General features: G+C 67.9%; 28 protein-coding genes and 1 pseudogene. 20 read left to right on the plus strand and 9 right to left on the minus strand.

Features of this window, described 5'->3' with window-relative positions:
• The first annotated feature begins 95 nt into the window (after positions 1-95).
• Positions 96-569: a host attachment protein gene (locus ACJMKZ_RS01885; protein WP_405231498.1), complete on the plus strand. Its 474-nt coding sequence runs from the start codon at positions 96-98 to the stop codon at positions 567-569.
• A 45-nt stretch (positions 570-614) separates the two neighbouring features.
• Here ACJMKZ_RS01885 and ACJMKZ_RS01890 read toward each other — a convergent pair whose 3' ends face one another.
• Complete coding sequence (locus ACJMKZ_RS01890; protein ID WP_405231499.1) at positions 615-980, minus strand: TraR/DksA family transcriptional regulator; 366 nt, start codon at positions 978-980, stop codon at positions 615-617.
• Between the two features lie 140 nt (positions 981-1,120).
• Positions 1,121-2,035: a cation diffusion facilitator family transporter gene (locus ACJMKZ_RS01895; RefSeq protein ID WP_405231500.1), complete on the minus strand. Its 915-nt coding sequence runs from the start codon at positions 2,033-2,035 to the stop codon at positions 1,121-1,123.
• Between the two features lie 259 nt (positions 2,036-2,294).
• Between ACJMKZ_RS01895 and ACJMKZ_RS01900 the strand changes: the two genes are divergently transcribed.
• From ACJMKZ_RS01900 to ACJMKZ_RS01950, 11 genes are all read left to right on the plus strand, one after another.
• Positions 2,295-3,263, plus strand: a complete 969-nt coding sequence (locus ACJMKZ_RS01900; RefSeq protein WP_405231501.1) for a universal stress protein — start codon at positions 2,295-2,297, stop codon at positions 3,261-3,263.
• Between the two features lie 50 nt (positions 3,264-3,313).
• On the plus strand, positions 3,314-3,766 hold the full coding sequence (locus tag ACJMKZ_RS01905; protein ID WP_405231502.1) for a CBS domain-containing protein: 453 nt from the start codon (positions 3,314-3,316) through the stop codon (positions 3,764-3,766).
• Between the two features lie 109 nt (positions 3,767-3,875).
• The gene (locus tag ACJMKZ_RS01910) at positions 3,876-5,591 is read left to right on the plus strand and encodes a PAS domain-containing sensor histidine kinase (RefSeq protein WP_405231503.1); all 1,716 of its coding nucleotides are present in this window, start codon (positions 3,876-3,878) and stop codon (positions 5,589-5,591) included.
• Entirely contained in the window at positions 5,575-6,225 is a 651-nt protein-coding gene (gene fixJ / locus ACJMKZ_RS01915; protein WP_405231504.1) for a response regulator FixJ, read from the plus strand. The genes ACJMKZ_RS01910 and fixJ overlap by 17 nt, the downstream gene beginning before the upstream one ends.
• Positions 6,226-6,408: 183 nt before the next feature.
• Positions 6,409-6,837, plus strand: coding sequence for a response regulator transcription factor (locus ACJMKZ_RS01920; protein WP_405231505.1), 429 nt, complete (start codon positions 6,409-6,411; stop codon positions 6,835-6,837).
• Between the two features lie 63 nt (positions 6,838-6,900).
• Positions 6,901-7,665, plus strand: a complete 765-nt coding sequence (locus tag ACJMKZ_RS01925) for an ABC transporter ATP-binding protein (protein WP_405231506.1) — start codon at positions 6,901-6,903, stop codon at positions 7,663-7,665.
• A gap of 4 nt (positions 7,666-7,669) precedes the next feature.
• Positions 7,670-10,036: an ABC transporter permease gene (locus tag ACJMKZ_RS01930; protein WP_405231507.1), complete on the plus strand. Its 2,367-nt coding sequence runs from the start codon at positions 7,670-7,672 to the stop codon at positions 10,034-10,036.
• A gap of 3 nt (positions 10,037-10,039) precedes the next feature.
• Complete coding sequence (locus ACJMKZ_RS01935; RefSeq protein WP_405231508.1) at positions 10,040-11,233, plus strand: efflux RND transporter periplasmic adaptor subunit; 1,194 nt, start codon at positions 10,040-10,042, stop codon at positions 11,231-11,233.
• A 72-nt stretch (positions 11,234-11,305) separates the two neighbouring features.
• Positions 11,306-12,754 carry a circularly permuted type 2 ATP-grasp protein gene (locus ACJMKZ_RS01940; protein ID WP_405231509.1) on the plus strand — a complete coding sequence of 483 codons (1,449 nt, stop codon included), beginning with the start codon at positions 11,306-11,308 and terminating at the stop codon, positions 12,752-12,754.
• Entirely contained in the window at positions 12,754-13,689 is a 936-nt protein-coding gene (locus ACJMKZ_RS01945; protein WP_405231510.1) for an alpha-E domain-containing protein, read from the plus strand. Before ACJMKZ_RS01940 ends, ACJMKZ_RS01945 begins: the two co-directional genes overlap by 1 nt.
• Positions 13,686-14,690, plus strand: coding sequence for a zinc-binding metallopeptidase family protein (locus ACJMKZ_RS01950; RefSeq protein ID WP_405231511.1), 1,005 nt, complete (start codon positions 13,686-13,688; stop codon positions 14,688-14,690). Before ACJMKZ_RS01945 ends, ACJMKZ_RS01950 begins: the two co-directional genes overlap by 4 nt.
• Here the strand turns inward: ACJMKZ_RS01950 and ACJMKZ_RS01955 are convergent.
• Together ACJMKZ_RS01955 and ACJMKZ_RS01960 are read right to left on the minus strand one after the other, a co-directional pair.
• Positions 14,650-15,405 carry a peptidase gene (locus tag ACJMKZ_RS01955; protein WP_405231512.1) on the minus strand — a complete coding sequence of 252 codons (756 nt, stop codon included), beginning with the start codon at positions 15,403-15,405 and terminating at the stop codon, positions 14,650-14,652. The genes ACJMKZ_RS01950 and ACJMKZ_RS01955 overlap by 41 nt on opposite strands.
• A gap of 91 nt (positions 15,406-15,496) precedes the next feature.
• Positions 15,497-16,516 (minus strand): AraC family transcriptional regulator, encoded by a 1,020-nt coding sequence (locus tag ACJMKZ_RS01960; RefSeq protein ID WP_405231513.1) that lies wholly within the window; start codon positions 16,514-16,516, stop codon positions 15,497-15,499.
• A 145-nt stretch (positions 16,517-16,661) separates the two neighbouring features.
• Between ACJMKZ_RS01960 and ACJMKZ_RS01965 the strand changes: the two genes are divergently transcribed.
• The 7 genes and pseudogenes from ACJMKZ_RS01965 to ACJMKZ_RS01995 all read left to right on the plus strand — a co-directional run bounded on the left by ACJMKZ_RS01965 (position 16,662) and on the right by ACJMKZ_RS01995 (position 20,558).
• Positions 16,662-17,861, plus strand: a complete 1,200-nt coding sequence (locus ACJMKZ_RS01965; RefSeq protein ID WP_405231514.1) for an alkane 1-monooxygenase — start codon at positions 16,662-16,664, stop codon at positions 17,859-17,861.
• Between the two features lie 14 nt (positions 17,862-17,875).
• Positions 17,876-18,043: a rubredoxin gene (locus ACJMKZ_RS01970; RefSeq protein ID WP_405231515.1), complete on the plus strand. Its 168-nt coding sequence runs from the start codon at positions 17,876-17,878 to the stop codon at positions 18,041-18,043.
• A gap of 72 nt (positions 18,044-18,115) precedes the next feature.
• Positions 18,116-18,979 carry a DUF3014 domain-containing protein gene (locus tag ACJMKZ_RS01975; RefSeq protein WP_405231516.1) on the plus strand — a complete coding sequence of 288 codons (864 nt, stop codon included), beginning with the start codon at positions 18,116-18,118 and terminating at the stop codon, positions 18,977-18,979.
• Between the two features lie 27 nt (positions 18,980-19,006).
• The gene (locus ACJMKZ_RS01980) at positions 19,007-19,219 is read left to right on the plus strand and encodes a hypothetical protein (protein ID WP_405231517.1); all 213 of its coding nucleotides are present in this window, start codon (positions 19,007-19,009) and stop codon (positions 19,217-19,219) included.
• A gap of 19 nt (positions 19,220-19,238) precedes the next feature.
• Positions 19,239-19,706: a methyltransferase family protein gene (locus ACJMKZ_RS01985; protein WP_405231518.1), complete on the plus strand. Its 468-nt coding sequence runs from the start codon at positions 19,239-19,241 to the stop codon at positions 19,704-19,706.
• Positions 19,707-19,736: 30 nt separating this feature from the next.
• A pseudogene (locus ACJMKZ_RS01990) lies at positions 19,737-20,063 on the plus strand (GFA family protein); the annotation flags it as partial.
• A gap of 90 nt (positions 20,064-20,153) precedes the next feature.
• On the plus strand, positions 20,154-20,558 hold the full coding sequence (locus ACJMKZ_RS01995; protein WP_405231744.1) for a nuclear transport factor 2 family protein: 405 nt from the start codon (positions 20,154-20,156) through the stop codon (positions 20,556-20,558).
• Positions 20,559-20,573: 15 nt separating this feature from the next.
• Here ACJMKZ_RS01995 and ACJMKZ_RS02000 read toward each other — a convergent pair whose 3' ends face one another.
• On the minus strand, positions 20,574-20,774 hold the full coding sequence (locus ACJMKZ_RS02000; RefSeq protein WP_405231519.1) for a DUF2905 domain-containing protein: 201 nt from the start codon (positions 20,772-20,774) through the stop codon (positions 20,574-20,576).
• Between the two features lie 75 nt (positions 20,775-20,849).
• Here ACJMKZ_RS02000 and ACJMKZ_RS02005 point away from each other — a divergent pair, with 75 nt between their 5' ends.
• Entirely contained in the window at positions 20,850-21,695 is an 846-nt protein-coding gene (locus ACJMKZ_RS02005; RefSeq protein ID WP_405231520.1) for an amidohydrolase family protein, read from the plus strand.
• Between the two features lie 18 nt (positions 21,696-21,713).
• On the opposite strand, the gene ACJMKZ_RS02010 is transcribed toward ACJMKZ_RS02005, so the two are convergent.
• The 4 genes from ACJMKZ_RS02010 to ACJMKZ_RS02025 are packed head-to-tail and all read right to left on the minus strand — an operon-like array spanning position 21,714 to position 26,995.
• Positions 21,714-22,616 (minus strand): PhzF family phenazine biosynthesis protein, encoded by a 903-nt coding sequence (locus ACJMKZ_RS02010; protein WP_405231521.1) that lies wholly within the window; start codon positions 22,614-22,616, stop codon positions 21,714-21,716.
• Positions 22,617-22,627: 11 nt separating this feature from the next.
• Entirely contained in the window at positions 22,628-23,815 is a 1,188-nt protein-coding gene (locus ACJMKZ_RS02015) for an aminomethyltransferase family protein (protein ID WP_405231522.1), read from the minus strand.
• The gene (locus tag ACJMKZ_RS02020) at positions 23,812-25,386 is read right to left on the minus strand and encodes a phytoene desaturase family protein (protein WP_405231523.1); all 1,575 of its coding nucleotides are present in this window, start codon (positions 25,384-25,386) and stop codon (positions 23,812-23,814) included. The genes ACJMKZ_RS02015 and ACJMKZ_RS02020 overlap by 4 nt, the downstream gene beginning before the upstream one ends.
• Positions 25,379-26,995, minus strand: coding sequence for a phytoene desaturase family protein (locus ACJMKZ_RS02025; protein ID WP_405231524.1), 1,617 nt, complete (start codon positions 26,993-26,995; stop codon positions 25,379-25,381). The genes ACJMKZ_RS02020 and ACJMKZ_RS02025 overlap by 8 nt, the downstream gene beginning before the upstream one ends.
• Positions 26,996-26,999 lie beyond the last annotated feature (4 nt).

The raw sequence follows: 26,999 nt of genomic DNA on the forward strand, positions 1-26,999 counted from the left end.
GATTTCGCGATTGCCCGTCCCGGCCCGCCGGCGGAGCATCGTAGACGTGCCAGGAGAGGTCCTGGGAGATGCCCCGACATCAGGAGGGGACAGTAATGGCAGAGACCAGACAGAGAGCCGCGCTGGTGGTCGTCGCAGACCGCCGGTGCGCGGAGTTCTATACCCAGAAGCAGCGATTCTCCGAACCGAAGCCCCTGTTCACGCTGCAGGCATCCGCCGTCGAGGGGGCCGTGCCGGCCGAGGCGTCGGACCAGCCCGGCGAGTCCTTCGACAGCCACGGACAGGGTCGTCACAAGATGGAGCCACCGACGACCTTGCGGGAGGATGCAGCGACGGTCTTCGCGGATGCCATCGCCGAGCGCATGGAAGAGACCATGAGCCGGGAGAAACTGGATGGGCTGATCGTCATCGCGGAGCCGAAACTGCTGGGCCTGCTGCGTGAGGAGATCGCCGAGCATTCCATCGCCCGGCACGAACGCCTCGAGATCGACAAGGACCTCGTCGGGCGCAGCGCCGCGACGGTGGCCGGGGCGATCGAGGATGCCGGCGGGCTGCCGCGGCTCGACTGAGGGGTGCCGGTAAACGGCCTCGGTGACCGGCCCGGATGACGGGCCTCAGCGCCGGGCGGCCTCCCGGGCGCCGGCGCAGCGCAGGCAGTGCTGTGCGTGGGGATAGGCCTTCAGCCGGGCGGGCTCGATCGGTTCCTCGCAGTCCACGCAGAGTCCGTAGCTGCCGTCCTCGATCCTGTGCAGCGCCTTGCGGATGAGCGTCAGCTCTCGCCGCGCCTCGTTACCGAGCGCGTCGAGCACCTCGGCGTTCTCCATCTCGGTGGCTCTCTCGGAGGAATCCGGATGGAATCCGGAGAGCCGGTTTTCCTTGATGCGGTCCAGCCGGGTCTGCAGGAGCCGTTCCTTCTCCCTCAGCGCCTGCCGCGCTGCCGCTATCTGCTCTTCGCTGAGCCTGTTGCCTGGCGAGTTCATAACGGTTTCCGGATCGACCCCCGGATCGACAATCGAGCGAATCGCGGCGCACACCCCGCTGGCCGGTCTTCCGGCCGGTCGACTGGTCAGAAGACCGGCTCAAGTTATCGGCAGGGCCGCTCCCCAGGTAATGCGTATTCCTACCTAGAGTCCCGGTAGATGGGGTCGACGACTTCTTCCTCCGACGGATTGTCCGGCCCGGCGGGGTCCAGGTGCACGGTGACGTCCACCGGCGAGAAACTCTCCTCGATCCGTCGCCGCAGCCTGTCGCCGGCCGCGTGGGCGGCGGAGAGGTCGGTCGTGCCCGGCAGCTCGAGGTGGAGCTGGACGATGCGTCGCGCTCCGGAGCGCCGCGTGCGCAGCCCGTGCACGCCGGTTACTCCTTCGGCGGCCCGGGCGAGCTCCAGGATGCGCTCCCGCTCCGAGGCGGGCAGTTCCCGGTCCATGAGGACGTGGGCGGCCTCGCGGGCCACCGACCAGGCGCTCCAGGCGATCATCAGGCTGATGCCGAGGGCGATGGCGCCGTCGGCGCGCAGCCAGCCGAGCTCGGCCAGCACGATCGCGACGATCACGCCCACGTTGGCGAGCCAGTCCGAGAGGTAATGCAGCGAATCCGCCTGGATCACCAGCGAGCCCGTGCGGCGGATGACCCGGCGCTGGTACCAGATCAGCAGGCCCGTCACCGCGATGCTGAAGACCATGACTGCAAGGCCGACGCCGGCCAGCGCGATCTCGCGCGGCTCCAGTAGACGGGTGACGGCGTAGGCGCCGGTGCCGATCGCCGAGGCGCCGATGAACAGCGCCTGACCCAGCCCGGCCAGCGACTCGGCCTTGCCGTGCCCGAAGCGGTGATCGGTATCGGCGGGGCGCAAGGCGATGCGCAGAGCGGCGAAATTGGCGCCCGACGAGACGACGTCCAGCGCGGAGTCGGCCATCGAGGCGAACAGGCTGGCGGACCCGGTGGCGAGCCAGGTGACGAATTTGACCGCCGTCAGCAGCAGCGCCGTCAGGAGTGAGACGGCGCTTGCCTGGCGCAGAAGTCGCTCGTCCTTCACAATCGTGAGAGCCTCGAGATGGTCGCCGTCGCCGGTGTGTTGCGCGGAAGCTTAACCCCCTCCACCGGTGCTTGCCAGGCGTCCGCGGCATCCCGTGACATGCGGTCCGGGCGCCGCTAGGTAGTGCCCGCAGGGCGCTACGCAGCTTGGCGTATTCTAGCCCCGGAAGGGGCGGACTATGCTGACTTCAGGCCCTTCGGTTTACCGCAATCGCCGGAGGCGCCGGCCCGGTCAAATCGTCGTTGAAGGAGTCACCACCATGGCCGAATTCCGCAAACTCCTCGCAGTGATCGACCCGACCAGCGAGCAGCAGCCCGCCATGGAGCGCGCGGCCTGGCTCGCGGGCCAGACCGGTGCCCGTCTGGAGCTGTTCGTTTGCTATTACAACCAGTACCTGTCCGGCGACCGCTTCTTCGATTCCCGCGGCCTGAAAGAGGCCCGGGAGGAGACGCTGGAGCATTTCCGCTCCCGGCTCGAGGAGTTCGCCGGGAAACTCCGTGGAGAGGGACTCGAGGTCACTACCGACGCGGCGTGGGACAACCCGCTGCACGAGGGCATCGTGCGCAAGGCGGTCGGCACCGGCGCCGACGTGGTGTTCAAGGACACCCACTATCACAAGCCGGCCGCACGGGTGATCTTCACCAACACCGACTGGAACCTCATCCGTACCTGCCCGGTACCCCTCTGGCTGGTGAAGCCCGGCGGCAACTGGGAAGACGACATCCGCTATCTGGCCGCGGTGGACCCGCTGCACGAGCACGAGAAGCCGGCCGCCCTCGACGACCAGATCATCAATACGGCGAAGCGGCTGGCCGGCGCCAGCGGCGGCGAAGTGCACACCTTCCATTCCTACGATCCCATCATCGCCGTGGCAGATGCCGCCAACAGCACCTTCGTCCCGGTGACCCTGCCGGTGGAGGAGCTGGAGGCGAAGATGCACGAGCGTCACCGGGAGCACTTCAACGAGCTGCTCGAGTTCCACGGCCTTAGCGCCAGGACCGCCCATCTGATACCCGGGCGCACCCAGGAGGTGCTGCCGGCCCTCGCGCGCGACGTGGAGGCCTCGGTCGTGATCATGGGCGCGGTGGCGCGCAACCGGCTGAAACGCATCTTCATCGGCAGCACGGCGGAGCAGGTGATGGACAATCTGCCGTGCGACCTGCTGGTGCTGAAGCCGGCCTGGTTCGAGACGCCTGTGCACCTGGAGAGGAAGCGCAGCACGGACTGAATAGACCTCGGCCCGTATCGTCAGGGAGTCACGGAAAGAGGAGGTGAGTCATGCGCGTCGGCGATATCTGTGCCCGGCGAGTGGTTACGGTAGAGCGGCGGACGTCCATCCGGGACGCCATCGCGCTGATGCGCGACGAGCACGTCGGTGACGTGGTCGTGACCGAGCCGCACCCGTCCGGCGAAGCGCCGGTGGGGATACTGACAGACCGGGACATCGTCCTGGAGCTGCTGGCCCGGGAGGTGGATCTCGATGCCGTGACCTGCGGCGACGTGATGAGCTACGACCTCGCGACTGTCGAGGCGGAGGACGAGATACTGGACGCGATCGAGGTCATGCAGACCCGCGCGGTCCGGCGGCTGCCCGTGCTGGGCGGCAACGGCGAGCTGGCCGGCGTGCTGAGCCTGGACGATCTTGTGGCGGCGTTGTCCGAAGCCATCGGCGGGCTGTGGCCCGTGGTCCGGCGCCAGCAGCGCATCGAGCGCAAGCGCCGCCCCGACTGAGATCGCGGCCCCGGCGCACCGCCACCGCGACGTCGGCCGGGTGCCGGCGTGGGCATCGGCGAACCGAGCGGGTAGAATCCCGCTCTGGCCAGTCTCCCTGCGTGTCCGCGTGGCTAATATCTCCCGACGGCACTCTGCCGCTTTTTCTCCAGCGTTCTGGTTCGCCGCCCTGGCGGCTGCCGCTCCGCCGGCCGTGGCCGCGGCGCCCACCGGGCCGGCACTGGCGCAATGGCTGCCGTGGCTGGTGGCCGGAGTCGCCCTGTTCCTGCTGGGATTCGTGCTCTGGCAGGGCCGCCGGCGCGGCCTGCTCGCCTCCGTGCGGCTGGAGGATTCCCAGAAGATGATGCAGTCGGTGGTGGAGACGGCGGCCGAGGCCATCATCACCATGGGCGTGGACGGGCGCATCCGCACGTTCAATCGGGCCGCCGAGGCCATGTTCGGCTACACCCGGGACGAGATGATCGGCGAGGACGTGAGCACGCTCATGCCGGCGCCTCATGCACAGCAGCACCATCGTTACGTCGCCCGCTACATGGAGACCGGGGAGGCGCGCATCATCGGCATCGGCCGCTACGTGGAGGCCAGGCGTCGGGACGGCACTATCTTCCCCGTGCACCTCGCGATCAGTGAGTTCCAGGACGGCGAGAAGATCTTCACGGGCATCCTGCGCGACATGACCCAGGTGCGCGAGCTGGAGAGCGCACTGCGGGACAAGGAGAAATCGCTGAAGATGGCACTGCGCGCGGCCAACCTGAACGTCTGGGAATGGGAGCCCGCCACGGACGTCTTCCGCACGCTGGAAGGCGACTCGGCCGTGATGCCCGGGCTGGCCACCGGCGAGGCGATCCAGGGGTCCGAGCTGCGCCACCGGGTCCTGCCGGAAGATCGGCGCCGCATCGAGCGGGTCATCGGGCGCGTTCACGAGGGCGATTCCCAGGCGTTCGAATACCGCGTCAAGCAGGACGACGGCACGCTGCGCTGGTTCCGCTCCCACACGACTCCCGTGTTCGGACCGGACCACCGGGTCGAGCGCGTCCTCGGCGTCACCCGGGACATCACCGAGTCGAAGGACCGCGAGGCCGAGCTGGCCTCCCAGCGCGAGCGTCTCACCCACGTGGCGCGCCTGAGCACCATGGGCGAGATGGCGGCCGGCATCGCCCACGAGATCAATCAGCCGCTGACCGCGATCACCACCTACGCGCAGGGCAGCAAGCGCATGATCGCGGCGGGAAACCCCGACATGGAGAAGCTCACGCGGGCGCTCGGCAACATCAGCGATCAGGCACTCAGGGCCGGCGAGGTCATCCGCCGGCTGCGCGCCCTCATTCGCAAGACCGACCAGACCCGCGAGGTGCGCAACATCAACGAGCTGATCTCGGAGCTGGAACCGCTGGTCAGCATCGACGTGCGCGGCAACGACATACCGGTTATCTACGATTTCGACCAGCCGCAGATTCCGGTGAAGGTCGATCCCGTCCAGATCCAGCAGGTGATGCTGAATCTGCTGCGCAACGCCTTCGACGCCTCCGAGGAGCGGCGCACCGGCGACATCGTCGTGCAGACCCGCCTGAATGGCGACGACGAGGTCATGGTCCGCGTCACCGACCATGGCACCGGCATGTCGGAAGAGGTGAAAAGCAACGTCAGCAACCCGTTTTTCACCACCAAGAAGAACGGCATGGGCCTCGGCGTGTCCATCTGCATGTCGATCATCCGCAGCCACGGCGGAGAGGTAACCTACGAAGACAACCCAAAGGGCGGTACCATAGTCACTTTGACGCTGCCGACGGTAGAGGGAGGGGTCCGCGATGGCGGGAACAGCTGAATCGCATCAGCCTACGGTATTCCTGGTGGACGACGACGAGGCGATACGCGATTCGCTGTCGTTCCTGCTGCAGTCCGTGGGGATACCGTGCGAGACGTTCGCCTCGGCCCGCGACTTCCTGAACGCCTACAACGACGACCGGCCCGGCTGCCTGGTGCTGGACGTGCGCATGCCAGGCATGAGCGGGCTGGAGCTGCAGGAGGCCCTGAACGAGCGTCATTCCATCCTGCCGATCATCTTCATTACCGGCCACGGCGACGTGCCCATGGCGGTGGAGGCCATGCAGGGTGGCGCCGCCGACTTCCTGCAGAAGCCCTTCCGCGACCAGGACCTGCTGGACCGCATCAACGAGGCGCTGGCAAAAGACGACGAGAACCGCCAGGCGCTGGAGGAGCACCACGATCTGCAGAAGCGCTGGAACTCGCTCACCAACCGGGAGCAGGAAGTCATGGAACTCGTCGTCGACGGCAAGCCCAACAAGGTCGTCGCCTACGAACTCGGAGTGAGCCAGCGCACGATAGAGATCCACCGCGCCCGCGTCATGGAAAAGATGCAGGCGAATTCGCTCGCGCACCTGGTGCGGATGGCCGTCATGCTCCGCGCAGATACGGGCGAGGAACCCGAACACCACTGATCCCCGCCGTCCCCCGACGACCCTGAGCGATGCCCTCAGCGACCCCCTCAGCGATGCCTGAGCGGCCCTCTGCCGGCGCTGCGGCGGGAGCGTCCGCCGCTAGGTAGAAGCCCGTATGTTTAGGGTGGTTTGATTTCCCGATCATGCCACTGTCGCCAAATAGCATTCTAATTTCGAGCTGTGATGATTACTGGGGACGGCCAGTCCACCGCGGGGGCAAATAATCACCAGGGCACCAAGGCATCGTGCGTTGCCGTCGTGGACCCGGATCCCACAGTCCGCGACGGGCTGGACGCGCTGCTGGGCGACCTCGCAACGGAGATCTGCCACTACGATTCCGCCGAGGAGTTCCTGCGGGCGACGGCGGATCACGTGCCGGACTGCCTCATCACCGAGGTCTGGCTGCCAGGCATCTCCGGTGTCGAACTCCTGGAGCAACTCAACGAGGCGGGCCATCACGTGCCCACCATCCTGCTCGCCCGCGATGGCGACGTGGCGATGGCGGTGCGCGGCATACGGGCCGGCGCCGCGGAATACATCGAGAAGCCCTGGGTCGACAGCCGCCTGCGCCAGTCGATCCGTTCGATACTCGCCCGCCACGATATCCACTGACGGCCCGGTTGCCGGGAGCCGCTGCGCTCAGGAGCCTGGCTGCGACCGGCGGGAGTGTCAGGGATGAGAGCCGAACCCGGAAACGATCGTTCCGGCAATAACGAGAGAAATAGCGTCAGCAGCAGCCGTGCCATATTCGTCGCCCGGGGGCTGACCAAGATCTACCGGGTCGGGGAGGTCGAGGTGCACGCCCTGCGCGGCGTGGACGTGGAGCTCTACACGGGCGAGTTCATGGTGCTGCTCGGGGCTTCGGGCAGCGGCAAGTCGACCCTGTTGAACATCCTCGGCGGCCTGGATACCCCCACCGACGGCACGGTGCGTTTCGACGACATCGACCTCACTGGCGCGAGCGAATCCGAGCTCACCGAATACCGCCGCCATTCGGTCGGCTTCGTCTTCCAGTTCTACAACCTGATCCCGAGTCTGACCGCCCGGGAGAACGTCTCCATCGTCACGGAGATCGCCCGCAACCCGATGACGCCGGAAGAGGCACTCGAGATGGTGAACCTGGGGCCGCGGATGGACCACTTCCCGGCCCAGCTGTCCGGCGGCGAGCAGCAGCGGGTGGCCATCGCCCGCGCCATCGCCAAGCGGCCCGAGGTGCTGCTCTGCGACGAGCCCACCGGCGCGCTCGATTCGAAGACCGGCGTGCACGTGCTCGAGGCACTGGCACGCGTGAACGAGGAGTATGGGACCGCCACGGCGGTGATCACGCACAACGCCAGCATTGCCGATATGGCCGACCGGGTGCTGTTCATGAGCGACGGGCAGATTTCCGGCGAGCGGCGCAACGAGACCCGCAAGCCGCCCTCGGAGATCAGCTGGTAGGCCGATGCGCGCGCTGGACCGCAAGCGCTGGCGGGAACTCTGGCAGATGCGCAGCCAGGCCGCCGCCATCGCCATGATCATCGCGAGCGGCGTGGCCACCTATATCATCTCGCTCAGTACGCTCGATTCGCTGACGCTCACCCAGAGCAACTACTACCAGGCCTACCGTTTCGCGGAGGTTTTCGCCTCGCTGAAGCGCGCGCCGCTCTCCCTGCTGGAGCGGGTGCGCGACATCGAGGGCGTGCGCGAGGCGGAGGCGCGGGTCAAAGCGCAGATCAACGTGGAGGTGCCGGGATTCGAGGATCCCGTGACCGGCCTGCTGGTCTCCCTGCCCGACGACCGCGCACCCCTGCTGAACCAGCTGCACCAGGTCCGGGGACGCACGCCGGCCCCTGACCGGCCGTGGGAGGTGGTCATCAACGAGGCATTCGCCGACGCCCAGGGTCTGGCGCCGGGCGACACGATCATCGGCATCATCAACGGCCGGCGGGAAGACCTCGCCATCGTCGGGGTCGCGCTCTCGCCGGAGTTTATCTACCAGATCCGTCCCGGTGACATCTTCCCCGACTACGAGCGCTACGCGATCATGTGGATGGGCTACCGGGGGCTCAGCGTCGCCTACGACATGGACGGGGCGTTCAACGACCTGGTGATGACGCTGGAGCCGGAGGCCCGGGCCGAGGCGGTCATCGAGCGTCTCGACGCGCTGCTCGAGCCCTACGGCGGGCAGGGGGCCTACACCCGGGAAGACCAGCTCTCCCACCGCTATATCACCCAGGAGATCGTCAGCCTGGAGGCGATGGCGAAGATATTCCCGGTGATCTTCCTCGCCTTCGCCGCCTTCCTGATCAATTTCGTCACCAACCGGCTGATACGCGCCGAGCGGGACCAGATCGGCGTTCTGAAGGCCTTCGGCTACGACAACGTCACCGTGGGCCTGCACTATGTCAGCGTCATCCTCATCATCGTGCTCGGCGGGGCCCTCGTCGGCATCGGCTTCGGCGCATGGGCAGCGCGCGGGCTCACCGGTATCTACATCGAGTTCTTCCGTTTCCCGCGGCTGGACTACGTGCTGAGACCTGACGTGCTCCTCACGGGCGTACTCGTCACCCTCGGCGCCGGCCTGGCCGGCACCCTGCACGCGTTCCACTCGGCGGTGCGCCTGTCGCCGGCGGAGGCGATGCGTCCCGACACGCCGCCGGTCTACCGGCAGAGCCTGGTCGAGCGGCTGTTCGGCCACGCGTTCCTCGACCAGCCCAGCCGCATGATCCTGCGCCACATCGGCCGCGCACCCGTGAAGAGCGCAATGACCGTGCTCGGCGTGGCCCTGTCCACCGGGCTCGTGATGTCCGGCAATTTCCAGGAGGACGCCGTCGACTACATGATGTGGAGCCACTTCAACCTGGCGGCAAGGGAGGACGTGACCGTTACCTTCAACGAGCTCGCCGGCAACGAGGCGGAGTACGAACTGGCCGCGCTGCCCGGCGTGCTGCAGGCCGAGGGCATGCGCGCCGTGCCCGTGCGCTTCCGCTACGGCAATCGCTCCTACCGCTCGGCCATCCAGGGTTACCGGCCCGACGCGGAACTCCACCGCCTCGTGGATACGTCGCTACGGCCGGTGCCGCCGCCGCCGGAGGGCCTGCTGCTCACCAGCTACCTGGGCGAGGAAATCCTCGGCGTGCGTCCCGGCGACACGGTCACGGTGGAGGTGCTCACCGGGCGGCGGCCCGTCATCGATCTGCCCGTGGCCGGTTTCGTGGAGGAGTACATCGGCATCTCCGGTTACATGGAGCTCGCAACCCTGAATCGGCTGATGCGCGACGGCCACGTGCTGACCGGCAGCTTCCTCGCCATCGACCCGGCCGATCAGGCGCGGGTATTCGACGAGCTGATGCGCCGTCCGGGCGTCGGCGCCATCGCCCAGCGCAGCCAGTCCATCGCGAGCTTCTACGAGTCCTTCGCGGAGACCATCCTCGTGTTCACCTTCGTCAACACGCTGCTGGCGGCGAGCATCGCCTTCGGGGCGGTCTACAACAGCGCGCGCATCGCGCTCGCCGAGCGCAGCCGGGAGCTTGCGAGTCTGCGGGTGCTCGGATTCACCCGGGCCGAGATTGCCTATATCCTGATCGGCGAGCTGATGCTGCTCGTCATCGTCGGCGTCGGTTTCGGTTTCCTGGTGGGACGCGGCATCTGCGCGCTGTTCGCGGAGGCGATTTCCTCGGACATCTACCGGGTGCCGCTGGTGCTCGAGCCGAGCACCTACGCTTTCGGCGCCGCCGTCGTGCTCGGCTCGGGACTTATCTCCTCGGCCGTCATCAAGCGTCGGCTGGACAATCTGGATCTGGTGGCCGTGCTGAAGACGACGGAGTAGACCGTGGCGAGTCGCAGGAACATCATCATTGGCATCGTGGCGGTCCTCGCGGCGGTACTCCTCTACCTGGGCTTCCGCCCCCAGCCCCTGCCCGTGGAGACCGGCACGGTGAGCCGTGGACCGCTCAGCGTCACCGTCACTGAGGAGGGCAAGACTCGCATCAGGGAGCGCTACGTCATCACCTCGCCGGTGGCCGGTTTCGCCGCCCGCATCGAGCTCGAGGAGGGGGATGCGGTGGCGGCGGGCGGGCCGCTGGTCGCCATCGAGCCGGTGGCGCCCACGGTGCTGGACCGGCGCAGCCGGGCGGAGGCGCGTGCCCGCGTGTCGGCGGCGGAAGCCGCGCTGGAGGCGGCCGAGACCCGGGTGCGCGCGGCCGAGGCGGAGGCGGAACTCGCCGAAGCGGAACGCGAGCGCATCGAACGGCTGTACGAGACCAATGCCGTTTCCCGTGCGGAATACGACCGCGTGATCTCCGCCGCCCGGCGCGCCGCCGCGGGACTGAGGGCGGCGATGGCCGAAGCCGAGGTGGCCCGCTACGAGCTGCAGGCGGCCCGGGACGTGCTGCGCTATTCGGCGGCGGAGCCGGACGGCGAACCGCCGGAGGAGGTGGTGGTGCGCTCGCCCATCGACGGCAGCGTGCTGGACGTCATTCACGAGAGCGAAGGGGTGGTGGCCGCCGGCGAGCACCTGGTCACGCTGGGGGATCCTTCCAACCTGGAAGTCGAGGTCGAGTTGCTGTCGGCGGACGCCGTCCGCCTTGCCCCGGGAATGCCCGTGCGGCTCCTGCGCTGGGGCGGCGACGACGCGCTCCAGGGCGAGGTGAGGGTGGTCGAGCCCTCCGGCTTTACGAAGATCTCCGCCCTGGGCGTGGAGGAGCAGCGCGTGATCGTGCTGGTGGACATCCTGTCGCCGCCCGGGCGCTGGGCGCGCCTCGGCGACGGCTACCGGGTGGAGGCGGAGTTCGTGCTGTGGTCCGGCGAAGACGTACTGCAGGTGCCTTCCAGCGCCGCGTTCCGGCGCGGCGAGCAATGGGCCGTATTCGTGGTCGAGGACGAGCATGCCGTCTTCCGGCCGATCAGCGTCGGGCGCCGGGGCGAGTTCCGCGTGCAGGTAGTCGACGGACTCGCCGAGGGCGAGACCATCGTGCTCTACCCCGACGACGAGGTGGAGGACGGCCGGAGACTGAAGACGCGCTGACATGGCCGGGGCCGATCGGCGACGCAACGGCGCAAACGGGGTCCGCGCCGGCGTTTCGGGTAGTATGGTCCGATGCCGCCGAGACTGACACGCTACGACCCGCGCGCCTTCCACGATGAACTCGTCACGGCGGAGGGGGATGCGCGTCCCGGCACCGAGCGTCTGATAGATCTGCTGAATACGCTGACGCCGGCCGCGCTGTCGGAGCGGCAGGCGGCCGCCGACCGCGCCATCGCGGAGATGGGCATCACCTTCACGGTCTACTCCGAGGGCCGCAATATCGATCGAGCCTGGCCCTTCGACATCGTGCCCCGGGTGATCCCCGCCAGCGAGTGGGCGCGGATCGACGAAGGTCTCCGGCAGCGGCTGACGGCGCTGAATCTCTTCATCGACGATCTCTACAACGATCAGCACGTCGTGCGCGACGGCGTCTTCCCGGCGGATGTGCTCGGTACCTCGCGCAATTATCTGCCCGAGTGCGCGGGGGTGAGCCCCCGCTTCGGCGTCTGGGCCCACATCTGCGGCAGCGACCTGGTTCGCGACGGCGACGGCACGGTGTACGTGCTCGAGGACAATCTGCGTGTCCCCTCCGGTGTGTCCTACATGCTGGAGAACCGCAGTGTCACGAAACGGGTATTCCCGGATCTGTTCGAGGACCAGACCATCCTGCCCGTCGACGACTACCCTTCGGATCTGTTCGACCTCTTGACGGCCATCGCACCCACCGACGAGCGCGAGCCCGAGGTGGTGGTACTCACGCCGGGAATCTATAACTCCGCCTATTTCGAGCATTCCTATCTGGCGCAGCGCATGGGCGCGGAACTCGTCGAAGGCGGCGACCTCGTCGTGGGTGACGACGACTGCGTCTACATGCGCACCATCGAGGGGCTGACACGCGTCCATTCCATCTACCGTCGCATCGACGACACTTTCCTGGATCCACAGGTGTTCAGGCCGGACTCCATGCTCGGAGTGCCGGGCCTCATGCGTGCCTGGCGCAGCGGCAATGTGGCGCTGGCGAATGCACCGGGCTCGGGCGTTGCCGACGACAAGATGGTCTATACCTACGTGCCGAAGCTGATCCGCTACTATCTGGATCAGGACCCCATCATCCCGAACGTGCCCACCTGGCGCTGCGCCGAGCGGGACCAGCGCGAGCACGTGCTGGCCAATCTGGCCGAGCTGGTGGTGAAGCCCGCCAACGAATCCGGTGGCTACGGCATGCTGATCGGGCCGCGTGCCAGCCGTGCCGAGCTCGCGCGCTTCCGGGAGCTGATCGAGGCGGACCCGCGCAACTACATCGCCCAACCGACGCTCGCGCTCTCCACTACGCCCACGGTACGGGGCGAGGCGCTGGCGCCGCGGCACGTGGATCTGAGGCCGTTCATCCTGCAATCGGACCGGCTCGCGGTGACCGCCGGCGGACTGACGCGCGTGGCGCTGGTCGAAGGCTCGCTGGTGGTCAATTCGTCCCAGGGCGGCGGCAGCAAGGACACCTGGATCGTGGAGGACCGGGACTGATGCTCTCCCGCGTCGCCGAGCGCATGTACTGGGCGGGCCGCTATATCGAGCGCGCGGAGAATACGGCGCGGCTCGTGCGCGTGCACGGCAACATGCTGCTGGACCTGCCCGCCCGTGCCGGGCGCACCTGGGAGCAGCTCCTTACCATCTTCTCGAGTCAGGACGAATTCGCGCGCCGCTACGAGCGTGCCGACGAGTCCGCGGTGGTCGGCTTCTTCATCGCCGATGCCGACAATCCGGACTCCGTGCTGTCGTCACTGGCACTCCTGCGCGAGAACATACGCACCACCCGGGACATCGTCCCCACGGAGGGCTGGGAGTCGGTCAACGAACTCTACCTGTACGCGAGACGGGAGCTGCCGCGGGCGGGCAGCGAACGCACCCGCCACCGGATCCTGAGCGAGGTCATCACCGCGTGCCAGCAGGTAACCGGACTGCTGGCAGGCACCATGAGCCATGGCCCCGGCTACCAGTTCCTGCGGCTCGGCCGCAACCTCGAACGCGCCGACATGACGACCCGGGTGCTGGACGTCCCCGCCGCCTCCCTGCTGAATCTGCCGGAGGAGGTCACCCCCTACCGCTACACTCTCTGGATGAACGTCCTGAAATCGCTGTCGGCCTATCAGATGTACTGCCAGTACGTGCGCCGCCGCATCGTCGGCGAGGACGTCATCGATTTCCTCCTGCTCGACACCCGGTTTCCCCGTTCTTTCCGGCACTGCCTGGGCGAGATCACCTCGTCACTCGAGAGTCTGCCGCGGCACGAGGAGGCGCTGGCCGAGTCGACGGCGCTGCTGGCCGAACTCGAGGATGCCGATGGCGCGAATCTGGATGCCGCGGCACTGCACGAGTGCCTCGACCGGCTGCAGCGGCAGCTGGGAGGACTCCACCATCGCATAGCCGACACCTGGTTCCTGCCGGTGGACCAGCAGTGAAGAAGTTCCACTGCATCTGCGGCAACCGGCTGTATTTCGACAATTCCCGCTGCCTCGCCTGCGGGCGGGAGGCCGGCTTCGATCCCGCGAGTCTGCAACTCGTGGCGGTGGAGTCCGGAGAAGGTGATAACGAGTGGCATCTGGCCGGCGGCTCGCAGCGTTATCGTTTCTGTCTAAACCGCGAATGGCACTGCAACTGGCTGCTCGATGCGGGCGACTCTTCGGGCTACTGCGCGTCCTGCCGCCTGACCCGGACGCTGCCGAATCTGGCGCGGGACGACAACCTGATACTGTGGACCCGGCTCGAGGGGGCAAAGCGGAGACTGCTCTATGACCTCCTGTCGCTGGGCCTGTCCATCGACGAGCAGCGGCTGCGCTTCGAATTCCTGGAGGACAGACGCACGAACCCGATGGTGCGGGAGATGCACGTGTACACGGGCCACCGTGACGGCGTGATCACGATCAACGTCGCCGAGGCTGACGATGCGGCGCGAGAGGCCATCCGCGAGGCGATGGGGGAATCCTATCGCACGCTGCTCGGCCACTTGCGCCACGAGAGCGGGCACTACTACTGGTCGGTGGTGGTCGACACCGAACAATCCCTCGCCGAGTGCCGCAGCCTGTTCGGCGACGAACGCGAGGACTACCAGGCCGCTCTGCAGCGTTATCACGGGCGCGGCCCGGCCGCCGGCGGGGCCTCCGCTTACGTCAGCGACTACGCGTCGTCCCATCCCACGGAAGACTGGGCGGAATGCTGGGCGCACTTCCTGCATATCGCGGACACGCTGGAGACGGCGGCGAATGCGGGCCTCTTACCGGCCGACGTCAGTGTCCGCGACGAACACTGGCTGGATCACTGGACCGAGGTTGTGGTGGCGCTGAACGAGTTGAACCGCAGTCTCGGACTGCGCGACGCCTATCCCTTCAGCCTGTCGCCCGTCGTCCGCGACAAGCTGGCATTCATCCGTCGACGAGTCTTATATTCTTCGTCGCGCGCGTGAAGGGTGGCAATTCCTCGAATGCCCTGCGCAGGCTCTCCTGCCAGGCTGAACGGATCTGCGCCAGATATTCGCTGTCCTCCTCGAACAGCAGCCGCTCGCCCTCCACCTGACTGTCCCGGCGATACAGCAGCACCTCCACCGGCGGGCCGACCGTCGCGTTGCTGCGCATCGTCGAGTCCATGGAGACCAGCGCGCAGCGGGCCGCCGTCTCCAGGTCCGTGGTCCGGGCGACGATACGGTCCAGTATCGGCTTGCCGTACTTCGTCTCGCCGATCTGGAGATACGGCGTGCGATCGGTAGTGTGGACGTAGTTGCCTTCGGGATACACCAGGTACAGACGCTGGGGCTGATTACGGATCTGGCCGCCGAGGATGAAGCTGGCCTCGGCGCTGAAGCCCGAGTCCTCGTCCTTGCCGGCGTGGCGCGCCTGGATGGAGCGGCTCGCCGCGCCGACGTAGTCGGCCACCTCCGCCATGGTCGCGAGCGACGCCAGGCTGGTGTTCTCGCCATTCCGGATGTCGCGGGCCAGTTTGGCGACCACCGCCTGGGTGGTGGCCAGGTTGCCTGCGCTGAGGAGGACGAAGAAGCGCTCGCCATTACCGCAGAACGTGTGCATCTTGGAGAACGTGCTGATCTGGTCGACCCCCGCATTCGTGCGCGAGTCGGAGACGAAGACCATGCCTTCGTCGAGATTGGCGGCGAGGCAATACGTCATCGGCTGATCGGGGCGGGAAGCATCACGGCAGTTTCGGCCCGGCCGGCGGCTTAGTCAAGGAGCCGCACGGCGGGTCCGCAGCCGCCGCGGTTCACGGGTTCTCCGTCTGCTGCGTGCGCCGCCGGTACTCGCCGGGCGCCACGCCGTACCAGCGCCTGAACGCACGGCCGAAGTTCGCGGCGTCCTGGTAACCCAGCCGGTAGCCGATCTCGGCCACGCCCCATCGCGTGCTGACCAGGTACTCGTGGGCGAGGCTGCGATGCACCTCGTCCAGGATGCGCCGGTAGGAAGTGCCCTCGCGCTTCAGCCGCCGGATCAGCGTGCGGCGCGAGACGTTCAGCCGCCGCGCCACGTGCTCGAGGCCCGGTGAGCGGCCGCCGGCCATGAGCAGACACTGGCGCACCTCCACCTCGAGGGCCGAGCGCTCCGCCACCTGCTGCAGCAGCTCCTCGCAGCGTGCCAGCGACACCTTGTGCATGGCCTCGTCGTAGAGCAGGCAGGGCGCCGCGAGCCAGGCGGCGGGCAGAGTGGTCGTGTACTGGTCGCCGTGGAAGCGCAGCGTGCCTTCGAAGTGGGCTTCGAATCCGGTCCGCAGACCCGCCCTGTCGGCGGGCAGGTGCCAGACGAGGCCGGGGCCCTTGCGGCCGGCCGCATGCCCGACCACGTGAGCGATCACCTGCAGCCCCGTCAGCTGCATGATCTCCATCAGGACGGGGCGCAGCGCGCCGAGGTCCTCGCGCTCGTGATAGCGGATCTGCACGGTGTCGCCCGTCTGCCGGATCTCGCCCCAGGCGAACGGCGCGCGGATCTCACCGAACTTGGTCATGATCTTCAGCGCGTCGCCGAGCGTCGGCGACGTGATCGCCGCGATACCGAGGGGGCCGTGGTGGGCCACGTCCATCCGCGCCGCCATCTCGAGATGCCAGCCCGGCTCGAGGCGCCGGTCGATCGCCTGCAGCAACCGCCGCACGGCGGCGAAGGGGACGTAGTGGTCGGTACCCTCCAGCTCGCGCGGCCGGATGCGTGCCGCCCGCAGGATGTCCCGCCGATCGGGTCCGTCCAGGTCGAGCGCGCCGATAAAAGTCCTGACATAGGTGACGGGAAGATGCATATTCTGGCACTTAATAACCAGTCACTGGCATTTCTAGCACTGTTATCCAGCCACGGTCAAAGCACAATGAGCAGATGGCGCGGCGAATGCGCCAGCGGATTGGTCGATCCGGGACCGACTCCCGGCTCCGCAACAGGGGGAAAACATGAAGACCTTCACCTACAGCACGCCTGACGGCGTGGCCATGGCCTACACCGACCGCAAGCGCACCTGGTGGTCGTTGTCCGTACTCTGGGCACTCTACCCGCTGGTCGGCATCGGCCTGCATGCCTGGACCGGCATCGAGGCGATGCTGCTGGTGCCTCTGTTCACGAGCTACGTCGTGGCGCCCGCCATGGACTGGCTCATGGGCGAGGACGAGAGCAATCCGCCCGAGCGCATCGTGCGCGAGCTGGAGGACGACCCCTACTACCGGGTCCTCACCTACATCACCGTGCCCATGCACTTCGTCTCCCTGATCGCCGCGGCCTGGTGGGCCGGCACCCAGGACCTGTCCTGGTGGGGCTACCTGGTGCTGGCGATGACGGCGGGCATGGCGAGCGGCCTCGGCATCAACACCGGCCATGAACTCGGCCACAAGAAGTCGAAGCTCGAACGCTGGCTCGCCAAGATCGTGCTCGCGGTGCCCTTCTACGGCCACTTCTGGATCGAGCACAACAAGGGCCATCACCGGGACGTCGCCACGCCGGAGGACCCGGCCAGCGCCCGCATGGGCGAGAGTATCTACAAGTTCGCGCTGCGCGAGATCCCGGGCGCGATGAAGCGGGGCTGGCGCGAGGAGCGCGTGCGCCTCGAGCGCAAGGGCAAGTCGGTCTGGAGCCTGGATAACGAGATTCTGCAGTCCTATCTCATCTCCATCGCGCTGCAGGCGGGTCTCATCATCGCCTTCGGCTGGATCATGATCCCGTTCCTCGCCATCCATAACGTGCTCGCCTGGTGGCAGCTCACCAGCGCCAACTACATCGAGCACTACGGACTGCTGCGGCAGAAGCAGGAGAACGGCCGCTACGAGCGCTGCCAGCCGCATCACTCCTGGAACTCCAACCACGTCTACTCGAACCTGCTGCTGTTCCACCTGGAACGCCATTCGGACCACCACGCGCACCCGACCCGGCGCTACCAGTCGCTCAGGCACTTCGAGGACCTGCCGCAGCTGCCGAACGGCTACTTCGGCATGTACCTGATCGCCTACATCCCCTCGCTCTGGTACCGGGTGATGGACAAGCGGGTGCTCGCGCTGCCACACATCGACGGGGACCTCTCGAAGGTGAATATCGATCCGGACCGGCGCGAAGAGATCCAGGCCCGCTATGGCCAGGCCGACGCGGAGCCTGCGGCGGCATGACGGAGGCGCAGCCCATGGCCCGGTACGAATGCCCGGACTGCGGTTACGTCTACGACGAGGCGAGCGGCGACGATCACGAAGGCTATCCGCCGGGCCTGAAGTTCCGCGACCTGCCCGAGGAATTCGTGTGTCCCGATTGTGCAGTGCGATACAAGGAGGATTTCGTCCGCATTGGGGAATGATACCCTCGTGCCCGGCGGCCACCGCGTCTATACTGGCCGCACCACGGCGGAGCAGCGAATAGGGACGTTCTGATGCGCGAACAATCCTGGGGACTGGTCATCGCGGTAGCCGCGACGCTGGTGCTGCTCGTCTTCACCGGCTATCAGCTGCTGCAGCGGGAGGAACCGGAGGAGGCGCCGACGGAACCCCAGCCGGCCGCGGAGAGCCGGGAGCCTGCCGCGCCACCGGAGCCGCGCTATCCCATCGAGGAGCCGCCGTCCGAACCGGCCGAGGCCGGGGGGGCGGCCACCGACGAGGCGCCCGCCGAACCCGCGCGGCCGTCCCTGCCAGCCCTCGAGGAGAGCGACGAACCGTTCACCGGCACGGTGGACGAGCTCTTGCCCGAGCCGGAGATCCTCGACCTCGAGCTGCGCGACCGCCTGATCCGCAAGATCGTGGCCACCGTCGACGGACTGGAGCGGGACGACCTGGCAGAACGTGTGCGCCCGCTGGAGCCGCTGCCCGGCTCCTTCCGCGTCTCCGGCCGGGTCGACGGCGACCTCTACATCCTGAGCCCGGCGAACTACGAGCGCTACGACGCCCTCGTCAACGCGGCGGCGGAGATCGACCTGGCGGCGGCCGCCGACGTCTACCGGCGCTACTATCCGCTGTTCCAGCAGGCGTGGGCCGAACTGGGCTACCCGGACAGCTACTTCAACGACCGCCTGGTGGTGGTGATCGATCACCTGCTGGCGACCCCAGACGTGGCCGACCCGGTGCGTCTGGTACGGCCTCACGTGCTGTACCGCTACGAGAACCCGGTGCTGGAGGGCCTGTCCAGCGGCCAGAAGCTGCTGATACGCATGGGCCCGGACAACCGGGCCACCGTGAAGACCCTGCTGCGTCAGTTCCGCGGGGAGATTACCGGCATTACGGAGACGGACGACGAAGGCTGAGCCGGTGTCGGCCGGGGGAGGGGGAGCATGAAGCGGCTTTTGCTCGTCGCGGCGGAAGCCGAGGTGGGCTTGCTGCTCTACAACCACATCGTGCCGCCGCTGCCGCTGGCCCCTCTCGAGGACGCCTTCACCGAAGGCGTCGATGCGGTCTACGCCGGTCCGTTCCGTGTGGGCCGCGACGGCACGCTCGTCGTCCTGCCGGCCGGCCGTGACGCGATCGAGGTCGAGGAGTTGCTGTGATCCGCCGGAGGACCGCGTAATGCAGGCGCTGGAACTGAAGATACCGCCGGCCGCCGTCACCGTGCTGACGGGTATCGGGATGTGGGCGACGGCGGAGGCCTTCCCGGTGCTCGACATACCCCTGCCGCCTTTGTGGCGCGCCGGGCTCGGTGTGGTGCTGGTGGCGGCCGGCGTCTTCGTCGCGCTGGCGGGCGTGGGCGAATTCCGGCGTGCGGCCACCACCGTGAATCCGCTGTCACCGGAGGCGAGTTCGCGGCTGGTGACCGGCGGTGTCTACCGCTACACCCGCAACCCCATGTATCTGGGCATGCTGCTCGCCCTGGCCGGCTGGGCGGTCGCGCTTTCCCATCTCTCGGCACCGCTCTGGCTGATGGGCTACGCGGCGTACATGAACCGGTTCCAGATCATGCCCGAGGAGCGCGCGCTGACGGCGCGCTTCGGCGCGGCCTTCGGCGAGTACCGGCGCCGCGTGCGCCGCTGGCTGTGAGGGAGGGCGCGAATGACCGGGCCTGAACGGATGCGGGAAGGCGGCTGCCAGTGCGGCGCGGTGAGATACCGGCTGCGCTGCGAACCGCTCACCTCCTACGCCTGCCATTGCACCCGGTGCCAGGCCGCGACGGGTGCCGCTTTCAGTCTCTCGCTGATCGTCCCCCGGGAGGCGCTGGAGACGATCGGCGGCGAAGCGGTCGCGACGACATACTCGATGGGCGGCGGCGACCGGCAACGGGCCGGCTGCGCGGACTGCGGCAGCGCCCTGTGGTTCGCGAGTGCGGAGATGCCGGAGATCGTGGCGCTCAAGACCGGTACGCTGGACGACCCGGGCGCCTTCCCGCCGGTGGCCCACGTCTGGACGCGCAGCGCACAGCCCTGGTTCCGACTGGCCGCCGATGTTCCCGCCTGGGCCGAGCAGCCGGACATGGAGGCCCTGATCGCGCTGTGGCGTGACCGGACGGGAGAACCGGCACATGGCGCTGTACCGGCCGGGCCCCGGCAGGTGGTCGAGGCCTGGGTGGAGGCTTTCAATCGGGGCGATGCCGACGAAGTGGCTGCCTTCTACGCGGCCGAGGCGGTGAATCACCAGGTGACCCAGGCTCCGGTGGAAGGCCGGGAAGCCATCAGGGCGATGTTCGCCCGGGAATTCGCGAACGCGGAGATGACCTGCATCGTCGAGAATCTGTTCGAGGACGGTGAGTGGGCCATGCTGGAGTGGCGCGACCCGCTCGGGCTGCGCGGCTGCGGGTTCTTCCACGTCGTTGACGGGCTGATCCGCTTTCAGCGCGGCTACTGGGACCGGCTCTCGTTCCTGCGTCAGCACGGACTGCCGCTGCCGCGCGAGTAACCGTCGCCGGCGGGGCTATTGCCGCAACAGCCAGAGGATAAGCGAGAGCACCAGGCTCACCAGGATCATCGTCGTTATCGGCAGGTAAAAGGTGAAGCCTTCGCGCCGGATCACGATGTCGCCGGGAAGGCGGCCCAGCGGCAGCGTGCTGAGCCAGGGCCAGAGCACGCCGACGATGACGACGGCGATGCCGATGATGATGAGCGCCTTCTGCATGGGTGTCCTCCTGCGGCCGCGTTATGATAACGACAGCCCGGGCGGGACTCGATCCGGGACGAACGAGGAGGGGATATGAGCGCAGCCCGCAGCGGCATCGTCGATGCCTGGATACAGCATCCCACGACGCGTTTCCTGGCGCAGCCCATGTTCGCGTCGCTCCGGCGCTGGACGGGCCGGGACGAGGTACCGGACGTCCCGCTGTCCGCCACCATCGCGGCCATGGACCAGGCGGGCGTCGGCACGGCGCTGGTGTCCGCGTGGTGGGGGCCGCAGGGCGCGCTGATCGACAACGACGAGGTGGCGGCGCTGGTGCGCGAGCACCCGGACCGGCTGGTCGGCATCGCCTCCGCGGACATCACGCGGCCGATGGAGGGCGTGCGTGAGCTGCGCCGCGCCGTGCGCGAGCTCGGCTTCCGGGGGCTCCGGTTCCTGCCCTGGATGTGGGGTCTGCCGCCGGACGACCGGCGCTACTATCCCTTCTACGCGGAGTGCGTCGAGCTGGGCATCCCGTTCTGCCTGCAGGTGGGGCACACCGGGCCGCTGCTGCCGTCCGAACCCGGCCGGCCGATCCCCTATCTGGAACACGTGGCGCTGGAGTTCCCGGAGCTCGTGATCGTGGCCGGCCACATCGGCGCGCCCTGGACCCAGGAGATCATCTCCCTGGCCACCAAGTTCCCCAACGTCTACATCGATACCTCCGCCTACAAGGCCAACCGCTATCCGGCGGATTTCGTCGAGTTCCTGCGCGGGCGCGGCGCGAAGAAGGTGCTGTTCGGCAGCAACTACCCCATGCTGACGCCGGGGCAGTGCCTGGAGGACTTCGATGCCCTCGGGCTGGACGCCGAGGCGGAGGAGCGCTTCCTGCGCGGCAACGCACGCAAGGTGTTCGGCCTCGGCGACGTCGACCCGTCCGGCTAGGTCGACCAGGCCGGCGCTTCAGCCGATATCCAGCCAGCCTTCGGCGAACATCACGGCGCCGCCGCCGATCCAGGCGCCGGTCACGCGTCCGTCCCGTTTCCCCGCCCGGGCCTCGAGCACGCTCGGGCGCCCCATCTCCGCACCCTGCAGGATGCGCCAGCTCAGATCGCAGTCGTCGCCGGGCGCGTAGTGGGCCAGCAGGGCCGCCAGCGCGCAGTTGGCGCTGCCGGTAGCGGGATCTTCCGGCACACCGTCCAGCGGCGCGAACATGCGCGCGCGGAGGTCGTATTGGTCGTCGCTGCGGACGTACATGTGGATGTCGGGCGGCAGCCCCGCCTCCGCGATCACCTCGAACATCTCCGGGTCGATCCGCGCGCGGGCCAGCGTGGCCGCGTCCGGGAGTTCGACCATCAGGAAGGGCAGTCCGACCGAGGCCGCCTGGGGCAGATGGGTCTCCGTGACGAGATCGTCGGGCTCCAGGCAGAGCGCGCCGGCGACCAGCTCGGCGGATGCGGGCTCCGAGAGCTGCAGCGGCTCCGGCGCCGCCAGTTCGCAGCGTATGCGGCCCTCGCCATCGCCATTGGCGCCGCGATCGATGCTGACGCGCACTTCCCCGGCGGTCTCCTCGAACAGTACCGATTCCCGACCGTCCAGCTCGCCGCTGGCGGCGAGCACGAACGCGGTGCCGATGTTCGGGTGGCCGGCGAAGGGGACCTCGACCTTCGGCGTGAATATCCTCACCCGGCGGTCGCCGCCGGCCTCCGGCGGAAAGACGAAGCTGGTCTCCCAGAAGTTGAACTCGCGGGCGATCTGCTGCATCCGCCCGGTGTCCAGGCCGCCCGCGTCCGGCAGGACGGCCAGCGGGTTGCCACCGAACGGCGTATCGGTGAAGACGTCACAGATGAAGTAGCGATAGCGCAAGGCGCAGCCACTCAGTAATCGGCGGGTGGCGTCTGGCGCCGGCGCGGCGGGTCCCAGAATGGCTTATCCACCACCGTGGCTGCGGCCATCTTGCGCGACCAGTGCATCTCGCGCTGATAGTAGATCTCCGCGAACAGCCGGCCGCCCGGCTCGCCGGCCGGCCGCCGGACACTCGCGAGCGCGATATTCGCCTTCGCCACCGGCGACCAGGCCGCGGACGTCACGAAACCCGCCTGTTTCTTGCGCGAGTCGTAGACGTAGGAATGATGGGCGGGCTTGTTGCCCTCGATGTCCAGCTTTACCAGCCGCCAGGTGGAGCCGCGGCGCAGCTCCGCCGCCAGCGCCCTGCGCCCGTTGAAATTGGCTTTCCTGAAATCCACCAGCCAGTCGAGGCCCAGCTCGAACGGAGAGCGGGCACGGCCCGGCCGCACGATCCCGTCGGCGGGCAGGAAGTCGACCCCGGCCTGGATGAAACCGGCCTCGATGCGGCAGAGCTCGAGCGCCTCGCTGCCGATCGCCCGTATGCCGCGGTACTTGCCGGCGAGAAACAGGCGGTCCCAGAGTATCTCGGCGTGGTCCGGGTCGATCCAGAGTTCGTAGCCGAGGTCGCCGGTGAAACCGGTTCGCGATACCGTGAGCTCGGTGCCCTCGAAACGGAAACGGGTCAGTCCGAACGGTTTCAGCTGCTCGACGTCGGTGAGGCCCATCTCCTTCAGCACGGCACAGGAGGTGGGACCCTGCAGGGCGAGGGCGGCGACCTCGGCGGTCTCCTCCGTGACGGTGACGTCGAAGCCGTCGGCGGCATCGAGCAACCATTCCAGGTGACGCTCCTGGGAGCACAGCCGGTACTCGCCTTCGCGCAGGTGGAAGATGGTGCCGTCGTCGATCACCTTGCCGGCGTCGTTGCACCACACGGCGTAGGCCACCCGGCCGGGTTTCAGCTTCGTCATGTCGCGGGTCACCAGGCGGTCCAGGTAGGGCAGCGCCTCGGGCCCGGTGATGCGGTACTTGGTCATGGGGCAGAGATCGAACACGCCCGCGGCATTGCGGACCGCGAAATACTCGAGGTCCGCGGCGGTGTATTCGGCGGCGGTCGTATAGCCTTTCCAGTCCTGCCAGGCGTTGCGGTGATTCGCGGCGGCGGTGCGGGTATGGAAATGGGTGCGCAGGACGCGCTCGCTGACTCCCCGGGCGCTCATGACCGTCCCTCCCGTTTCAGGATTTCGGCCGCGGCATTGCGGCCCGCCGCGCCGGTGATGCTGCCGCCCGGGTGCGCGCCGGCGCCGCAGAGGTAGAGCCCCTCTACCGGCAGCGCGTACTGCGCGGCACCGGGCACCGGGCGGGTGAACAGGAACTGATCCAGCGCGAGCTCCCCGTGGTGCCAGTGGCCGCCGCCCATGCGGTAGAGGCGCTCGATGTCCGCCGGACTCAGCAGCTCCGCCGCAACGATCCGCTCACGCAGTCCCGGTGCGTACGCGGCGATGGTATCGATCACCAGGTCTCGGAATACGCCGGTCTGCGTCTCGTCCCAGCCGCCGTCCAGCCGATACGGCGCGTATTGCACCACGGCCGAGAGGACGTGCTTGCCCGGCGGCGCCAGCGACGGATCGGCGACACTCGGGACCGTGATCTCGATGACCGGCTCCGCGGACCACTGGCCGTACTTGGCGGGGTTGAAGGCGCGCTCGACGTAGTCCATGTCCGGCGCGATGACGAGGCGGCCGTCCAGCGCGGACGGATCGACGCCGGCGAATTCGGGCAGCGAGTCCAGCGCCAGATGCAGCTTCGCCGCATTGCCGCGCATGCGCAGGTTGCGGATGCGCCGGGTGAAGCCCGTCTCGACGTGCCGGGCCCCGAGCAATTCCAGCACCGTGGTCTTCGGGTCGGCGTTGGACACGACGGTGAGGGCGTCGATCGTCTCCCCGTCCTCCAGCTCGACGCCGACCACGCGGCCGTTGTCCACCCGGATGCGTCGCACCGGGGCGTCGCAGCGGATGTCGACCTCGGCGGCTCGCGCGGCGCCGGCGAAAGCCTCGCCAACGCGGCCCATGCCGCCCTTCGGCAAGGCAATAGCGCCGGGGTTGCCGTCGATCTCGCCGGTGAGCCGGTGGATGTAGGTGAGCAGGCTGTTCGGAGAGCGCGGCCCCAGATGGGTGCCGAGCACGCCGTCGAGCGCCAGGGCGCCCTGCACGAGTTTCGTGTCGAAATGCTCGTTCAGGACGTCGTAGATATTGATGGCGATCAGACGCAGGAATTCCTGCATCTCTTTGCGGCCCAGGCGGCGGATGTCGAGTCCGAGCCGGCCGAGCGTCATCTTGTCCGCCGTGTCGTTGTTCACGAGCAGGGGCGGACGGCGATTCAGATACGGGCCGAGCAGTTTCGCGAAGCGCAGCATGCGCTCGCGGAATTCCCTCAGACCGGCGCGATCGCGCTCGGTCACGCGGCCTTCGAGGTCCGCGCCCCGGATGCGCACGTGGTGTCCGTCGGGCGACAGGGCCGTGGTCGCCGCATCGGCCACGGCCATCTCGAGACCGAAACGGGCGAGTTCGAGTTCACCGGCCACCTGCGGCTGCAGCTGATAGAGGAGGTGAGCGCAGCCGGAGACGCGGAAGCCGTCGGCGAAACTCCGCATGGCGGCGGCGCCGCCGACGCCGTCGGCTGCCTCCAGCACCAGCACCTCGCGTCCTGCGCGGGCGAGATAGGCGGCGCAGGCGAGGCCGTTGTGCCCGGCACCGATCACGATCACGTCGGCCGTTTTCTTTTCAGTCATCGCCGAAGTTCTCCGGGACTGTCGAGGGCTTCCTGATGTCGCGCAGGATCTCCCGCGCCGCGTTGGCTCCCGGTGCGGCCATCACGCCGCCGCCGGGATGGGTGCTGGAGGAACACATGTAGAGTCCCTTCACCGGTCCGCGGTACTGCGCAAAGCCGGGTACGGGCCGGTTGAACAGGAGCTGGTCCATGGTGAGTTCGCCCTGGAAAATGTTGCCCTCGGTGAGGCCGACCTCGGCTTCGAGTTCCCGCGGCGTGCGGATCTCGACGTGCAGGATCAGGTCCTTGAAATCCGGGCTGTACTCGGCAATCTGGTCGATCACCGTCTGGCCGAAGGCATCGCGGTCGGCGTCGGTCCATTCGCCGGTGTCCAGCTCCGGCGGGCAGTACTGCACGAAACAGCTCATGAAGTGCTTGCCGGGCGGGGCCATGGTGGGGTCGGAGACGGTGGGGATCACCAGGTCGATGTAGGGGTCCTTCGACCAGGTCTTCGCCTTCCAGTCGTCGTAGGCCCGTTCCATGCGCTCCAGCGAGTCGATGAAGTGCATGTCCGCGTTCATGAGCTGGCTCGACTCCGGCAGCGCGGGGAAGGTGGGCAGGCCGTCCAGCGCGATGTTCAGCTTGCCGGAGGAGCCGCGGATGTGGAAGTTCTCCACCCGGCGCACGAACTCGTCGTCGAGGTCGCCGCGGTCCATCACGTTCAGGAAGGTCCGCTTGAAGTCCAGGTTCGATACGACCCGGTGACCGCGGACCTCGTCGCCGTTCGCCAGTGCCACGCCGGCCACCCGGCCGTTGCGCACGATGATGCGGCTCACCTCGGCGTTGGTGCGTATCTCACCGCCGAAGGAGCGCAGCGCACCGGCGATGGCGTTGCTGACCGCGCCCATGCCGCCGCGGGCGAAGCCCCACGCCCCGATGTTGCCGTCCACCTCGCCCATGTAGTGATGCAGCAGCACGTAGGCGGTACCCGGCGAGTACGGCCCGAGTGCCGTGCCGATGATACCGCTGCCGGCGAGATGGGCCTTGATGACGTCCGTCTCGAAGAACTCCTCGAGATACTCGCCGATGCTCATCGTCCAGAAGCGGATCGTGTCGTAGATGGCTTCCTCGTCCATCTCGAGCACCCGGCCGCCGATCAGGGCGAGTTCGCGCAGGTCGCGTGGCCGGAACGAGGTGGGGTCCGGAGGAGTGCGCAGCAGGAAGTCGCGGATGAAGCGGGTCTGGCGCATCACCTCGGCGGAATAGCGCTGATACGCATCGGCATCGCGTTTGGAATGCCGGGCCATTTCCCGGTGGGCGACCTCGTGGTCCCAGTAGCTGCCGAGATAGTCCCCTTCCCGGGTGAAGGTGACGCTGCCGCCGTAGGGCGTGACCTGGAGGCCGTGCCGGGAGAGGTCGAGCGCCCGATAGATCTCGGGCCGCAGCAGGCTGCACACGTAGGAGCAGTTGGAGTAGATCCAGTCCTCGTAGAGATTGCGGCTGACCGCGGCGCCGCCGATGTAGTCGTTCTTCTCGACGACCACCACGTCGAGGCCGGCTTTCGCCAGGAAGGCCGCGGTGGTCAGGCCGTTGTGGCCTGCGCCGACGACGATGGCATCGTAAGTCTTCAAGTTA

The organism is Lentisalinibacter salinarum (genome assembly GCF_040706555.1).
Taxonomy (GTDB): domain Bacteria; phylum Pseudomonadota; class Gammaproteobacteria; order Steroidobacterales; family Woeseiaceae; genus Lentisalinibacter; species Lentisalinibacter salinarum.

What these genes read in the sequence shown, in the direction of transcription:
- ACJMKZ_RS01885 (WP_405231498.1), top strand. Translation starts at nt 96, where the DNA reads ATGGCAGAGACCAGACAGAGAGCCGCGCTGGTGGTCGTCGCAGACCGC.
- ACJMKZ_RS01890 (WP_405231499.1), bottom strand. Translation starts at nt 980, where the DNA reads ATGAACTCGCCAGGCAACAGGCTCAGCGAAGAGCAGATAGCGGCAGCG.
- ACJMKZ_RS01900 (WP_405231501.1), top strand. Translation starts at nt 2,295, where the DNA reads ATGGCCGAATTCCGCAAACTCCTCGCAGTGATCGACCCGACCAGCGAG.
- ACJMKZ_RS01905 (WP_405231502.1), top strand. Translation starts at nt 3,314, where the DNA reads ATGCGCGTCGGCGATATCTGTGCCCGGCGAGTGGTTACGGTAGAGCGG.
- fixJ (WP_405231504.1), top strand. Translation starts at nt 5,575, where the DNA reads ATGGCGGGAACAGCTGAATCGCATCAGCCTACGGTATTCCTGGTGGAC.
- ACJMKZ_RS01920 (WP_405231505.1), top strand. Translation starts at nt 6,409, where the DNA reads ATGATTACTGGGGACGGCCAGTCCACCGCGGGGGCAAATAATCACCAG.
- ACJMKZ_RS01925 (WP_405231506.1), top strand. Translation starts at nt 6,901, where the DNA reads ATGAGAGCCGAACCCGGAAACGATCGTTCCGGCAATAACGAGAGAAAT.
- ACJMKZ_RS01930 (WP_405231507.1), top strand. Translation starts at nt 7,670, where the DNA reads ATGCGCGCGCTGGACCGCAAGCGCTGGCGGGAACTCTGGCAGATGCGC.
- ACJMKZ_RS01940 (WP_405231509.1), top strand. Translation starts at nt 11,306, where the DNA reads ATGCCGCCGAGACTGACACGCTACGACCCGCGCGCCTTCCACGATGAA.
- ACJMKZ_RS01945 (WP_405231510.1), top strand. Translation starts at nt 12,754, where the DNA reads ATGCTCTCCCGCGTCGCCGAGCGCATGTACTGGGCGGGCCGCTATATC.
- ACJMKZ_RS01955 (WP_405231512.1), bottom strand. Translation starts at nt 15,405, where the DNA reads ATGACGTATTGCCTCGCCGCCAATCTCGACGAAGGCATGGTCTTCGTC.
- ACJMKZ_RS01960 (WP_405231513.1), bottom strand. Translation starts at nt 16,516, where the DNA reads ATGCATCTTCCCGTCACCTATGTCAGGACTTTTATCGGCGCGCTCGAC.
- ACJMKZ_RS01965 (WP_405231514.1), top strand. Translation starts at nt 16,662, where the DNA reads ATGAAGACCTTCACCTACAGCACGCCTGACGGCGTGGCCATGGCCTAC.
- ACJMKZ_RS01970 (WP_405231515.1), top strand. Translation starts at nt 17,876, where the DNA reads ATGGCCCGGTACGAATGCCCGGACTGCGGTTACGTCTACGACGAGGCG.
- ACJMKZ_RS01975 (WP_405231516.1), top strand. Translation starts at nt 18,116, where the DNA reads ATGCGCGAACAATCCTGGGGACTGGTCATCGCGGTAGCCGCGACGCTG.
- ACJMKZ_RS01980 (WP_405231517.1), top strand. Translation starts at nt 19,007, where the DNA reads ATGAAGCGGCTTTTGCTCGTCGCGGCGGAAGCCGAGGTGGGCTTGCTG.
- ACJMKZ_RS01985 (WP_405231518.1), top strand. Translation starts at nt 19,239, where the DNA reads ATGCAGGCGCTGGAACTGAAGATACCGCCGGCCGCCGTCACCGTGCTG.
- ACJMKZ_RS02000 (WP_405231519.1), bottom strand. Translation starts at nt 20,774, where the DNA reads ATGCAGAAGGCGCTCATCATCATCGGCATCGCCGTCGTCATCGTCGGC.
- ACJMKZ_RS02005 (WP_405231520.1), top strand. Translation starts at nt 20,850, where the DNA reads ATGAGCGCAGCCCGCAGCGGCATCGTCGATGCCTGGATACAGCATCCC.
- ACJMKZ_RS02015 (WP_405231522.1), bottom strand. Translation starts at nt 23,815, where the DNA reads ATGAGCGCCCGGGGAGTCAGCGAGCGCGTCCTGCGCACCCATTTCCAT.
- ACJMKZ_RS02020 (WP_405231523.1), bottom strand. Translation starts at nt 25,386, where the DNA reads ATGACTGAAAAGAAAACGGCCGACGTGATCGTGATCGGTGCCGGGCAC.